The sequence below is a fragment of the Sphingobium sp. FW306-1B-F04DB genome (genome assembly GCF_058781925.1).
Genome location: NZ_JBYSXE010000051.1, coordinates 18,528 through 30,846 on the forward strand (window position 1 = coordinate 18,528; position 12,319 = coordinate 30,846).

12 protein-coding genes are annotated in these 12,319 nt (G+C 64.6%); 5 read left to right on the top strand and 7 right to left on the bottom strand.

Annotation, left to right across the window (positions count from 1 at the left end):
• Window positions 1-44: 44 nt before the first annotated feature.
• The 6 genes from mltG to fabD all read right to left on the bottom strand — a co-directional run bounded on the left by mltG (window position 45) and on the right by fabD (window position 4,980).
• A complete protein-coding gene (gene mltG, locus AC3WJD_RS18100; RefSeq protein ID WP_492748127.1) occupies window positions 45-1,010 on the bottom strand; it encodes an endolytic transglycosylase MltG in 966 nt (321 codons plus the stop codon).
• Window positions 1,011-1,014: 4 nt separating this feature from the next.
• Complete coding sequence (fabF, locus tag AC3WJD_RS18105) at window positions 1,015-2,274, bottom strand: beta-ketoacyl-ACP synthase II (protein ID WP_492748128.1); 1,260 nt, start codon at window positions 2,272-2,274, stop codon at window positions 1,015-1,017.
• 156 nt (window positions 2,275-2,430) lie between these two features.
• Window positions 2,431-2,667: an acyl carrier protein gene (locus tag AC3WJD_RS18110; RefSeq protein WP_119759184.1), complete on the bottom strand. Its 237-nt coding sequence runs from the start codon at window positions 2,665-2,667 to the stop codon at window positions 2,431-2,433.
• A gap of 86 nt (window positions 2,668-2,753) precedes the next feature.
• Window positions 2,754-3,491 (bottom strand): 3-oxoacyl-[acyl-carrier-protein] reductase, encoded by a 738-nt coding sequence (gene fabG / locus AC3WJD_RS18115; RefSeq protein WP_492748129.1) that lies wholly within the window; start codon window positions 3,489-3,491, stop codon window positions 2,754-2,756.
• 10 nt (window positions 3,492-3,501) lie between these two features.
• Window positions 3,502-3,927 (bottom strand): GxxExxY protein, encoded by a 426-nt coding sequence (locus AC3WJD_RS18120; protein ID WP_492748130.1) that lies wholly within the window; start codon window positions 3,925-3,927, stop codon window positions 3,502-3,504.
• Between the two features lie 114 nt (window positions 3,928-4,041).
• Window positions 4,042-4,980, bottom strand: a complete 939-nt coding sequence (gene fabD, locus AC3WJD_RS18125) for an ACP S-malonyltransferase (protein WP_492748131.1) — start codon at window positions 4,978-4,980, stop codon at window positions 4,042-4,044.
• A 146-nt stretch (window positions 4,981-5,126) separates the two neighbouring features.
• Here fabD and AC3WJD_RS18130 point away from each other — a divergent pair, with 146 nt between their 5' ends.
• The 5 genes from AC3WJD_RS18130 (at window position 5,127) to AC3WJD_RS18150 (ending at window position 11,528) form a co-directional block, all read left to right on the top strand.
• Window positions 5,127-6,521, top strand: coding sequence for an efflux transporter outer membrane subunit (locus tag AC3WJD_RS18130; RefSeq protein WP_492748132.1), 1,395 nt, complete (start codon window positions 5,127-5,129; stop codon window positions 6,519-6,521).
• Complete coding sequence (locus tag AC3WJD_RS18135; RefSeq protein ID WP_492748133.1) at window positions 6,518-8,188, top strand: efflux RND transporter periplasmic adaptor subunit; 1,671 nt, start codon at window positions 6,518-6,520, stop codon at window positions 8,186-8,188. Before AC3WJD_RS18130 ends, AC3WJD_RS18135 begins: the two co-directional genes overlap by 4 nt.
• Complete coding sequence (locus AC3WJD_RS18140) at window positions 8,178-8,879, top strand: ABC transporter ATP-binding protein (RefSeq protein WP_492748134.1); 702 nt, start codon at window positions 8,178-8,180, stop codon at window positions 8,877-8,879. The genes AC3WJD_RS18135 and AC3WJD_RS18140 overlap by 11 nt, the downstream gene beginning before the upstream one ends.
• A gap of 205 nt (window positions 8,880-9,084) precedes the next feature.
• Entirely contained in the window at window positions 9,085-10,293 is a 1,209-nt protein-coding gene (locus AC3WJD_RS18145) for an ABC transporter permease (protein ID WP_492748135.1), read from the top strand.
• A 41-nt stretch (window positions 10,294-10,334) separates the two neighbouring features.
• Window positions 10,335-11,528 carry a GGDEF domain-containing protein gene (locus tag AC3WJD_RS18150; protein ID WP_492748136.1) on the top strand — a complete coding sequence of 398 codons (1,194 nt, stop codon included), beginning with the start codon at window positions 10,335-10,337 and terminating at the stop codon, window positions 11,526-11,528.
• Window positions 11,529-11,650: 122 nt separating this feature from the next.
• Here the strand turns inward: AC3WJD_RS18150 and AC3WJD_RS18155 are convergent.
• Window positions 11,651-12,319 (bottom strand): SUMF1/EgtB/PvdO family nonheme iron enzyme (locus AC3WJD_RS18155; protein WP_492748137.1); only part of this gene is annotated, 669 nt, incomplete at its 5' end.

Genomic DNA, 12,319 nt, shown 5'->3' on the forward strand with positions numbered 1-12,319 from the left:
TTGATTAGCCATGTGACCATGATCGATTGCGCCGATTGAAGGCGCTACATCTCCCCGCGCTCGCGGCGGATGGCATACCATTTCTGGACGTTGGCGTCGTGCTGGCCGAGCGTCTCGGCAAAGGCGTGGCCGCCCTTCCCGTCCGCGACGAAAAAGAGATAGCGGGTCTGTGCTGGATCGAGCACCGCCGCGATCGAATCCCGCCCCGGATTGGCGATCGGCCCGACGGGAAGCCCCGTCATCGCATAGGTGTTGTACCCGTTCACCGCCTGCAGTTCCGAACGCAGGATCCGGCGCCCAAGCGGCTTGCCCTTGGTGATCGGATAGATGATCGTCGGGTCGGCCTGGAGCCGCATCCCCTGCTTCAACCGGTTGGTATAGACCGATGCCACCGTGCGCCGTTCGGCGGGGACGCCGGTTTCCTTCTCGACGATAGAGGCAAGAACGATCGCCTGCTGCGGCGTCGACACGGCAATGCCCGGCTTGCGCTTCGCCCATAGCGCCGCGAGCGTCTTGTCCATCGCCGCCTGCATCCGCTGGAGCACCGCGGCGCGTGTCTCTCCGCGCTGGAAGCTGTAGCTGTCGGGAAGCACCGATCCCTCGCGCGGCACCGCGACGCTGCCCGTCAGCAGCGGCTCCTTCATCAGCTTTTCGTGCACGAGGATCGAGGGCATCCCCTCGGGGATCGCGACGAAGCGCTGCAGCGTCCGGCCGCTTTGCAGCAGGTCGAGCACCTCGGATGCGCTCATCCCCGCGGGAATCTTGTATTCGCCCGAATGGATCGGTGCGTCGCTGCCGAGCAGTCTGGCAAAGGCGAGGAAGCTGTCGGCCGACCCGATCGCGCCCGCATCCTCAAGCTGGCGCGCCGCCGAGGTCAGCGACGAGCCGTCCCTGATGATGACGGTAATGTCCTTTTCCGCCGGCCCTGGCCCGTACCAGCGGAACAGGGAGAACGCACCGATCGCAAGCGCGGCTGCGACGAGCAGGCCGAAGCAGCCGAACTTGCGCATCGGATCAGATCGCCTTCATCACCAGGCTGGCGTTGGTGCCACCAAAGCCGAAGCTGTTGTTGAGCACGGCCTTGATCGGACGCTCCTTGGCGACGTGCGGCACCAGATCGACGCCGTTGCAGCCCTCGGAAGGGTTGTCGAGGTTGAGCGTCGGCGGCGCGATCTGGTCGCGCATCGCGAGCAGGCAGAAGATCGATTCAACCGCGCCGGCACCGCCGAGCAGGTGCCCGATCGCCGATTTGGTCGAGCTCATCGAAAGGTCGCCGATCGCATTGCCGAACAGGCGCCGGACCGCCCCGAGTTCGAGCTCGTCACCGAGCGGCGTCGAGGTGCCGTGGGCGTTGATATAGTCGATGTCGCTCAGCGCGAGCCCAGACTTCTTCATCGCCATTTCCATCGAGCGGAACGCGCCCGACCCTTCGGGATGCGGCGCGGTCACGTGATAGGCGTCGCCCGACAGGCCATATCCGATCACCTCGCCATAGATCTTGGCGCCACGCTTCTTCGCGCGCTCATATTCCTCGAGCACGACGACGCCAGCGCCCTCGCCCATCACGAAGCCGTCGCGACCCACGTCATAGGGGCGCGAAGCCTTTTCGGGCGTATCGTTGAAATTGGTCGAAAGCGCGCGCGCCTGCGCGAAGCCGGCGATGCCGATCGGACACACCGTGCTTTCCGCGCCACCCGCGAGCATGACGTCGGCATCGTCCATCGCGATCATGCGCGCGGCATCGCCGATCGAGTGCGCGCCCGTCGAACAGGCGGTAACGACCGCGTGATTGGGGCCCATCAGCCCGTATTTGATGCTGACCTGGCCAGAGATCAGGTTGATCAGGCGACCATGGACGAAGTGCGGCGAAACGCGGCGGGGGCCCTTTTCATAGAGCACGATCGATTCGCTCTCGATGCCCGGCAGACCGCCGATCCCCGAGCCGATCGAACAGCCCGCGCGAAAACGCTCCTCCTCGCTCATGTCGGTCAGGCCTGCGTCCTCGAGCGCCTGTCCCGCAGCGTCGATGCCATAGACGATGAAGGGGTCGACCTGGCGTTGCACCTTGTGATCGACGCGCTTCGACGCATCGAAGCCATATTCGTGATCGGCGGGCTTCACCTCGCAGGCGATGCGGCACGCATAGTCGGTCGCATCGAAGCGCGTGATCGTGCCTGCGCCCGATTTCGACGCGATGATGTTCTTCCACGCGGTTTCGACATCGGCACCCAGCGGTGTCACGAGTCCCATTCCGGTTACCACTACGCGGCGCATATATTCACTCCATCAAGGCGATCGCGTCCGGGGCCCGCCCGCCGCTCGCGCTATATCAGCAATGCAGTCGCTCAGAAACAAAACGGCTCCCCGGCCCTTGATGTCCCGGGTCGGGGAGCCGCTTGAAACTGCTTCGGCTCGTCGAAAGGGGCCGGATCAGCCCTTGTTGGCGTCGATGAAGGAAATCGCATCCTTCACCGTCGAGATCTTCTCGGCGGCATCGTCGGGAATCTCGACGCCGAACTCTTCCTCGAACGCCATGACTAGCTCAACGATGTCGAGGCTGTCCGCGCCCAGATCATCGATGAAGCTCGCGTCTTCGGTGACCTTCTCGGCCTCGACGCCGAGATGTTCGACGACGATCTTCTTTACGCGGTCGGCAGTCTCGCTCATGTAGAGCTCCTTCTCTTAACTGTTGTTCAGGGGTTGCACTAGTCGGGCGACGAAGGCCTTGCAAGCCCCGCCAAGCGCCCGACCGCTCAAATCATCGCCATTCCGCCATTTACATGCAGGGTCTGGCCAGTGACATAGGACGCTTCTCGGCTCGCCAGATAGACGACCGCAGCCCCGATGTCATCACCTTCCCCCAGCTTGCCCGCGGGAATCCGTCCGGTCAGCGCTTCCTTCTGCGCTTCGGGCAGCACATCGGTCATCGCCGAGCGGATGAAACCGGGTGCGACACAGTTGACGGTGATGCCGCGGCTGGCGAGTTCCTGCGCCAGCGCCTTAGACATCCCGACCAGCCCCGCCTTGGATGCCGCGTAATTGGCCTGACCCGGGTTGCCCGTTGCGCCGACCACCGAGGTAATCGAGACGATGCGTCCGAAACGGGCCTTCATCATCGGCTTGCAGGCGGCGCGGGCGAGGCGGAACGCCGCCTCCAGATTGACCCGGATCACCTGATCCCATTCCTCGTCCTTCATCCGCATCGCGAGGTTGTCGCGCGTCACGCCGGCATTGTTGACGAGGATATCGAGCTGTCCCAGCGCCTCCACCGCGCGCGGGACTAGGCCATCGACCGCCGCACCATCCGAAAGGTCGCAGGCCAGCGCGACGTGATCGCCACCGAGTTCGGTGCGGAACGCCTCGAGCTTGTCGGCATTGGACCCCGACACCGCAAGCCGCGCACCCTGCGCCGCCAAGGCCTTCGCCACCGCCGAGCCAATACCGCCCGAAGCGCCGGTCACCAGCGCGGTCATGCCTGTCAAATCGAACATGTTTCGCTCCCTAATACCTTGTTTGTTCGCGCAGAGACGCAGAGGGCGCAGAGTCTACATGGTCGTTGACCAGCCTGCGGATCCCTTCCTTCATCGTCGCGCCACCGAAATTGAGGATCAGCCCCACCGGCTGCTTCATCAGGCGCAGATAAGTCAATAGCTGCTTGGCATGGGCCCTGCTGATCTGTTCGACCGATTTGACCTCGATGATCAAGCTCTGCTCGACCAGCAAATCAATCCGGAACGCTGCGTCAAAGCGCAATTTCTCAAATTCAATGTCGATTGGCTTCTGCCGATCGACCCTATAACCGAGCTGACTAAGCTTTGCGGCCAGCAGCGTTTCATACACACTCTCGAGCAGGCCGCTGCCGAGATCGCGATGAATGCGCATCGCGACACCGATCACATCACGCGTAATGTCGTCGATGTGCTTCACAGCTCCCTCTGCGAACTCTGCGTCTTTGCGCGAACCAAATCTCGAAAATCCGCCAGCAGCGCCTCGATATCCTTCACCCGCTCCCCTCCGCGCCTCCGCGTCTCCGCGCGCCTGTTACAGCGTCTTCAGCAGCGCCTCGATGTCGTCCATCGAGATCACGCTCGTTGCCTCGATCTCACCAACAGCGCTGCGCTTCACCATCGGCGCGAGCACCTTGCCGCCGAACTCCACGAACTGCTGTACGCCTGCGGCTTCCATCGCGATCACCGACTCGCGCCAGCGCACCCGCCCCGTCACCTGGGCGACGAGCAGCGTGCGGATCGTGTCGGGCTCGGCGACCGGTGCCGCGGTGACATTGGCGAAGACCGGCACCAGCGGCGCGCGCAATGCCGCCTTTCCCAGCGCCTCGGCCATTGCGTCGGCTGCGGGCTGCATCAGCGGGCAGTGGAACGGCGCCGAGACGGGCAGCAGCACGCCGCGCTTGATGCCGTGATCCTTGACCAGCGCAACCGCGCGCTCGATCGCACCCCTATGTCCCGAGATGACGACCTGGCCCGGATCGTTGTCGTTGGCGACGGTGCAGACCTCGCCCCCGGCTGCCGCATCGGCCAGCGCCTGCGCCTTTTCGATATCGGCGCCAAGCAGCGCCGCCATCGCGCCCTCGCCGACGGGCACCGCCGCCTGCATCGCCCGGCCGCGCAGCTTGAGCAGCCGTGCGGTGGTCGCCAGATCGAGCGCATCGGCGGCGCACAGCGCGCCATATTCGCCAAGGCTGTGCCCCGCAACGAATGCCGCCTTGTCGGCCAGCCGCACCCCGCCCTCCCTTTCGAGCACACGCAGCGTGGCGATCGCGTTGGCCATGATCGCTGGCTGGGCATTCTCGGTCAGCGTCAGCTGGTCTTCGGGCCCCTCGGTCATCAGCTTGAAGAGGTTCTGGCCGAGCGCGTCGTCGACTTCCTGGAACACCTCGCGCCCGACCGGACTCGCATCCGCCAGACCCTTGCCCATCCCGACGGCCTGGCTGCCCTGGCCGGGAAAAATGAAAGCGCGCATGATCCTTTTCGCTCCTGTTACAAATCGCGACACAATTTTGTTTGGCGCGGAAATCCGGTTGCGGCAGGGACTAGATAGCCATCGGGCGGAGCGCAAGCGGCCCGTATTTAATTTGCGGTTCATCGTGGCTTTGGAGTTATTTGCGGGTGCGTAGCAGAGCCATCCTTGTCCTCACGCTGCCCGTGCTGGCGGCGGCCTGCGCGGTCGGGCCCGACTATCGCCCCACGCCCGCAATCGATCTTGGCGTTCCCGATCAATATACGCGCGGGGGCGGCGAGCGCCTGTCTCCTCTGATCCTGTCGATCTGGTGGAAGCGGTTCAACGACCCCGCGCTCAATGCGCTGGTCGATCGCGCGGTCGCCGAAAACCTCGATCTGGCACAAGGCATGGCGCGGCTGAAACAGGCGCGTGAGTCCTTGATTCAGGCGCGCGCGGGCGGCCTTCCCACCGTCGATGCCTCCGCCGGCGCCGGGCGCAACTTCAGCAGCGATGCGCGCGACCGCAGCAGCTTTTCGATCGGCGGCGACGCGGCATGGGAAGTCGACCTGTTCGGCGGGATCAGCCGCAGCGTCGAGGCGGCGCGCGCCGATGCCGAGGGCGCCGAATATGACCTGGCCGCGGTGCGTGTCGCGATCGTCTCCGAGCTCGCGACCAACTATATCCAGCTGCGCCTCTCGCAGGAACAGCTTCGCATCGCGCGCGAGACGCTCGCGAACGATAGCGAAAACTACGATATTGCGCGCTGGCGCGTTCAGGCGGGCCTGGTCTCGTCGCTCGACGAGGAACAGGCGCGCGCGCAGCTGGCGCGGACCACAGCGTCGATCCCGCGGATAGAGACGAGCTTTGCCGGCGCGCTCAACCGCATCGCGGTGCTGACGGGCCAGGCGCCCGGCGCCGCGACGCAGGCGCTCGAGAAGAGCGAGCCGATCCCGTCCGCCCCAACCGACATCGCCACGGGCATCCCCGCCGATACGCTGCGCCAGCGTCCCGACATCCGCGGCGCGGAACGCACGCTCGCGTCGGCGACCGCGCGGATCGGCGTCGCCGAGGCGGAGCTCTATCCGGCACTCCGGATCACCGGCAATATCGGCACCAGCGCCTTTTCGTTGGGCGGCCTGGCGGACACGATCACCGCGGGCCTGTTCTCGAGCATCAGCCAGGCGATCTTCGACGGCGGCCGTCGCCGCTCGCAGGTCCGTTCGCAACAGGCGGCCGCAGAAGGTGCGTTCGCGGCCTATCGTCAGTCGGTGCTGATCGGGCTTGAGGATGTGGAAAACGGGCTGGTCGCGCTCGATTCCTCGCGCGCGCGTTCCGAACAGCTCGCGGTCGCACTCGATGCCGCCAACAATTCCGCTATCCTCGCGCGCAGCCAGTATCGCGCCGGACTCACCGATTTCCAGACGCTGCTCCAGACCGAGCAATCCCTGCTCGTCGCGCGCGACAGCTATGCTGCGATACAGGCCGATACCGCGCTGTCGATCGTGCAGCTCTATCGCGCGCTCGGCGGCGGCTGGCAGACCATGGATGGAATGACCCAATGAACGATTCGGTTTCGGTGCCGCAGAGCGATCTCGACGAATTTCTCGGCGTGAAACCCGAGGCGCCGTGGCGCAAATGGGTGATCCGCAGCGTCATCGGCATCACGCTGCTGGCTGTCCTGTTCCTGCTCTCACGCTGCTTTACCGGCGGCGATGAGCCCAATTACACGACACGCGAGGTCCGCCGCGGCGACCTGACCGTCACCGTCTCAGCCACGGGCAATCTCAAGCCCATCAACCAGGTCGATGTCGGTTCCGAACAGTCGGGCAAGATCACCCAGGTGATGGTCGACGTGAATGATCGCGTCGTGAAGGGCCAGAAGCTCGCCGAGCTCGACACGCGCCGCCTGATCGACAATGTCACCCAGAACCAGTCGCAGGTGACCGCGGCGCAGGCGGGCGTCGCGCAGGCACAGGCCAGCCTCGCACTCGCCAAGGCGACGCTCGACCGCCAGGAAGACGTGTACCGGATCTCGGGCGGCAAGGTGCCTTCGAAGACCGAACTCGACAGCGCCCGCGCCAATTATCGTCAGGCGCTCGCCTCGATGCGGTCTTCGCAGGCGCAGGTGGGCGTATCGCGGGCCCAGCTTGCGACCGCGCAGACCAACCTCGACATTTCGCAGATCGTCTCGCCCGTGACGGGCGTCGTGCTGTCGCGCGATATCGAGCCCGGGCAGACCGTCGCGGCGTCGTTCAACGCGCCCGTACTGTTCACGATCGCCGAAGATCTCACGCGGATGGAGGTCGAGGTCTCGGTCGACGAGGCCGATGTCGGCCAGGTCCAGCAGGGACAGGAAGCCACCTTCACCGTCGACGCCTTTCCCGGCCGGAACTTCCCGGCGCGGATCACGCGCGTCAACGTCGGCTCCAACGCCGCGAGCGGTTCGACCTCCTCGTCGACGTCGTCCGCGTCAAGCAGTGCGGGCAATGTCGTCGCCTATACCGCGGTGCTCTCGCTCGAAAATCCGGGCGAAACGCTGCGGCCGGGCATGACCGCGACCGCGGACATCGTGACCAAGCAGCTCCACGACGTCCTGCTCGTCCCCAATTCGGCATTGCGCTTCAATCCGCAGCAGGCGGGCCGCAGCGGCCAGCGCGGCGGCATCACCAGCCAGATCGTCCCCGGCCCGCGCCGTTTCGGCAATCGCGCGACGCAGTCGGTCAGCTTCGGGCCGGGCAGCCGCCAGACCGTCTATGTGCTGGATGCGGACGGCAAGCCCAAGGCGGTCAACGTCGTCATCGGCGACAGCGACGGCTCGCGCACGGTAGTCACCGGTGGCGAGCTCAAGGAAGGCATGAAGGTGATCACCGGCCAGCTGGCCGAAGGGCAGCAGGCACCCGATGCGGATCGCGGCAATGGCGATGGCGAAGGCCGCAGGCGCCCGCGCGATCAGCAGCAGCCCGCCACACCGGTCGCGCCCGCGCCAGCGGGCAATGCCAGTCCTTCGGCAGCGACGCAGACAAAGGCTTCCGGGGCGCCTGCAAAAACGAAGGCTGAGGCAACGCCACCCGCGGCCGACCGTCCCCGGCTCCGCGACATGACACCCGACCAGCGCCGCGCCTTTCTCGAGAGCCTGACACCCGAACAGCGCGAGGAATTCCGCAAGCGGCGCGAGGAGCGGCGGGCACAGCGCGAGGCGGCGGGAGCCGCGACGCCCGATGGCGAATGACCCGATTATCCGGCTGCGCGGGGTCACCAAGACCTATGGCAGCGGGCCGACCGCCTTTCAGGCGCTGAAGGGCGTCGATCTCGACATCCAGCGCGGCGATTTCGTCGCGGTGATGGGTCCCTCGGGTTCGGGCAAGTCGACGACGATGAACATCCTCGGCTGCCTCGACGTGCCGACCAGCGGCTCCTTCCTGTTCCACGGCCATCCTGTCGAGCGCCTCGACCGCGACCAGCGCGCGCTGCTCCGCCGCAAATATCTCGGCTTCGTCTTCCAGGGCTTCAACCTGCTTTCGCGCACCACCGCGCTCGAGAATGTCGAACTGCCGCTCCTCTACCGGGGCGAAGACCGGCATACGCGGCATGCCGCGGGGCTGGCGGCGCTCGACAAGGTGGGCCTCAAACCGTGGTGGGATCACACCCCTGCCGAGCTTTCGGGTGGGCAGCAGCAGCGTGTCGCGATCGCGCGCGCGATCGTCACCAGCCCCGATGTACTGCTGGCCGACGAGCCTACGGGCAACCTCGACAGCGAGCGCTCGGTCGAGATCATGCAACTGCTTACCGACCTCAACCGCAACAGCGGCATCACCGTGCTGATGGTGACGCACGAGCCCGACATGGCGGCCTTTGCGCGCACCATCATCCACTTCAAGGATGGGCTGGTCGAATCGATCGAGAACGGAGCGCGGTCGTGATGGCCCGACGAAAACCTTCTCCCTTGAGGGGAGAAGGATACGGAGCCTTGGCGACGAAGGAGCCTAGGCGAAGTTGGATGAGGGTGAGCAAGGCGGAGCCTCGCGCGGCGCCAGGCGCCGCTCACCCTCACCCAGCTCCGACTAAGCGGCAAAGCCGCCAAGTCTATGCAACCCTCTCCCCTCAAGGGAGAGGGAAAGGACCCCAATGCTAGGCACCACCGTCACCCTCGCCTTCCGCGCGATCATGCGCCACAAGCTGCGCTCGTTCCTGACGACGCTCGGCATCATCATCGGCGTGGCGGCGGTCGTCACGATGACCACGCTCGGCAATGGCGCGACCGCGGCGGTGCGCGAGCAGATTTCCAGCCTTGGTGCCAATATTCTTCAACTCCGTCCTGGCCAGGGGTTCGGGCGGGGCGGCGGTGGACCCCGCCCCCCCGATTTCAAGCCCGAGGACGTCACCGCCATTGCACAACAGATCACGGGCGTCCGCGCGGTCGCGCCGCAGGCGCAGTCGTCGGGCGCCGCGATCTATGAGGGCAACAACTGGAATACCACGGTCAACGGCACCACGGCGTCCTATTTCGAGGCACAGCAATGGGCGCTCGATTCCGGCCGACTGTTCATGCCCGAAGAGGAAGAGGCCGGAAAACCCGTCTGCATCATCGGCAGCACGCTGAAGCGCAACCTGTTCAAGCAGGAGGATCCGATCGGCAAGCGCTTCCGCATCAGGGGCGTGAGCTGCCAGGTGGTCGGGCTGCTCGCGACGCGCGGTCAGGGTGGCTTCGGCCAGGATCAGGACGATGTCGTCGTGATGCCGATCAAGTTCGTCCAGCGCCGCTTTACGGGCAATCGCGATCTGGGGCTGATCATGGTCGCGGTCGACGACGCCTATGAGACCGCAGCGGTCCAGGCCTCGCTCGAAGACCTGATGCGCGAACGCCGGCGCATCAAGCCGGGCGACGCCGACAATTTCAACGTGTTTGACACCAAGCAGATTTCGGACACGCTGACCGGCACCACGACCATTCTGACCCAGATCGTGGCCGCCGTTGCCGCGATATCGCTGCTCGTCGGCGGCATCGGCATCATGAACATCATGCTCGTCTCGGTCACCGAACGGACGCGCGAGATCGGCATCCGCCTCGCCATCGGCGCCGTCGCGCGCGAAGTGCTGCTCCAGTTCCTTGTCGAAGCGATAGTATTGTCGTGCCTTGGCGGGCTGATCGGCATGTTCCTCGCGCTCATCGCCTCGATCGCGATCGCGCCGCTGATGCAGGTGCCCTTCATCTTCGATGTGAAGATAAACCTGCTCGCCTTTATCTTTTCCGCGGCGATCGGCGTGATCTTCGGCTATTTTCCCGCGCGACGTGCGGCCTCGCTCAACCCCATCGATGCGCTGCGCCATGAGTAACGGTAACTAAACCACTCCTGGTGCATGCCGTTTTAATGGTCATGAGCAGCGATCCCAACTCCGTCGCAGATCCCAACGCGCCGCGCCAGGGCAGCGCGGACCGGCGCTTTCGCGCCGAAACCAAGGTGCTGCGTCCCGACGCCTCGCCCCTGTCCTCGCTGATGGGCAGATTGCTGGGCCGCAACAAGGGCGACGAGGATGGCGACGAGCCGGATGCAGCGCCCGTCGCGGCGCCCGGCCCGACAGGCGACCGGCGCATGTCCGATTATGAGCGGATCGGCGCCTTTCTTGCCCGCAACCGGCTCGAACCGACGCCCGATCACTATACGCTTGCCTGGGAATATTTCGTCGCGCCGCACAGCGCGCTCGGCTGGGCGGTCGATCGCGCGATGGAAACCGAAGGCAGCCTGAACGCGACAACGGCCGCGGTGCTGCTCGAGCAACATCGCGCCAAGATCTCCGCCGAAAAACTCACCGACATGATCGGTGAGGCACGCGTGCACATTGCCGATGGCAGCCAGCTTGTCGAACAAACCCGCGCGCATGCAAAGGCTTACGGGACGGCACTGCGATCGGAAATGAACGGAATGGTGGGCGGCGCCGACATGTCTTCGACCGTCGCGGCGCTGACCGAACTGACCCAGTCGATGATCCAGAAAACCGCCGAGGCCGAGAAGCAGCTCCGCACCGCGGTCCGCCAGATGGGCGACATGCAGGCGCGGCTCGCAGCCGCCGAGAAGCTCGCCGAAAGCGATGCGCTGACCGGCCTCGCCAATCGCCGCGCGTTCGAAAAGACCCTGAAGCGCGCGGTCGAGAGCTGCCGCGAAAGCGCGCAGCCGCTGTCGGTCGCCTTTTGCGACATCGACCATTTCAAGAAGATCAACGACACCCACGGCCATGCGACGGGCGACCGCGTGCTCAAATATGTCGCCAACCTGCTGAGCAAGGTTTCCAACGGCAACTGCCATGTCGCGCGCCACGGCGGCGAGGAATTCGTGATCCTTCTGAAGGGCCGCACCGCAGAGGAAGCCCGCGACATCGTCGACAAGGCACGCGCCGATCTGGCCGCGCGCAACCTGACCGCCAAGGACACCGAAAAGCTCATCGGCAAGGTGAGCTTCTCCGCGGGCGTCGCGACACTCGATCCGGGGGGCGACGGCGGCGACCTGCTCCACCGCGCCGACCGCGCACTCTATCGCGCCAAGAAGGATGGCCGGAACAGGGTGTATCTGTAGGCCGTGGAATGTCCGCTATGCCGTGGGTTCCGGATTGTCCGGTTTAGACAATGAGGGGCGAATAACTGCCCTTCATTCATGATGTCGAGCGACCGCAAGTCACCAACACTGCTGTGGCGATCTCATCGTATCAGTCTAAAGCCAACGCGCGAGGCGTTGCCCGCAATTTTAGTCTCCACTGGCTGCCGAAACCCAACAACGTTCCTCCCATTGATTCCGTATCCGCCAAACACGCTCCCGCCAAACATGAGACGGCGCTCGCAATAAGATTGGTCTACTTTAAAACCCAGTTTGGCGTAGGCGTCGACACATCCGAGTTCTTCCCCGAGGGTGTCCGAGACGAGTTCGTCTGCATTGCCGATGACGTCATAGAGCCCGAATCTGTTCGGTTTCAGGCGTCCTACGGGGCCGGGCGCCTTAACATAGCCGGGTTTCGGTCCCGAAAACGATGGCTCACAACCACTGGGGCACAGCTTCGCTGAAGCCTCGTCCGGTAAGTCCCCCCAAGGGAATGCGCTTGTCGCTTTACCGTAGGCCAACCACAACCATTGTTTGCCAGTGGGCAAGCGGTAATTCTTGCCAGTCTTCTCGTTTATCCAGTTGATATAGCATTGAATTGCGCTGAGACTGACACCTGAAAGCGCGATATCACTATCGTAGCGCGGATCATCCAAAGTCGTCTCTTCAACAAGGTTCTTCTGGAGATAGCCCATCCTTTGCCTGGGATGCGGTTGCTGACAGGAGTTTTCGATTACCGCCTGACGAAAATCACGAAATGTGATCTCGTATGT

Excerpts from the sequence above, each read along its gene's own strand:
- fabF (WP_492748128.1), bottom strand. The coding sequence starts at position 2,274 with ATGCGCCGCGTAGTGGTAACCGGAATGGGACTCGTGACACCGCTGGGT.
- fabD (WP_492748131.1), bottom strand. The coding sequence starts at position 4,980 with ATGCGCGCTTTCATTTTTCCCGGCCAGGGCAGCCAGGCCGTCGGGATG.
- AC3WJD_RS18150 (WP_492748136.1), top strand. The coding sequence starts at position 10,335 with ATGAGCAGCGATCCCAACTCCGTCGCAGATCCCAACGCGCCGCGCCAG.
- AC3WJD_RS18135 (WP_492748133.1), top strand. The coding sequence starts at position 6,518 with ATGAACGATTCGGTTTCGGTGCCGCAGAGCGATCTCGACGAATTTCTC.
- fabG (WP_492748129.1), bottom strand. The coding sequence starts at position 3,491 with ATGTTCGATTTGACAGGCATGACCGCGCTGGTGACCGGCGCTTCGGGC.
- AC3WJD_RS18110 (WP_119759184.1), bottom strand. The coding sequence starts at position 2,667 with ATGAGCGAGACTGCCGACCGCGTAAAGAAGATCGTCGTCGAACATCTC.
- AC3WJD_RS18140 (WP_492748134.1), top strand. The coding sequence starts at position 8,178 with ATGGCGAATGACCCGATTATCCGGCTGCGCGGGGTCACCAAGACCTAT.
- AC3WJD_RS18145 (WP_492748135.1), top strand. The coding sequence starts at position 9,085 with ATGCTAGGCACCACCGTCACCCTCGCCTTCCGCGCGATCATGCGCCAC.
- mltG (WP_492748127.1), bottom strand. The coding sequence starts at position 1,010 with ATGCGCAAGTTCGGCTGCTTCGGCCTGCTCGTCGCAGCCGCGCTTGCG.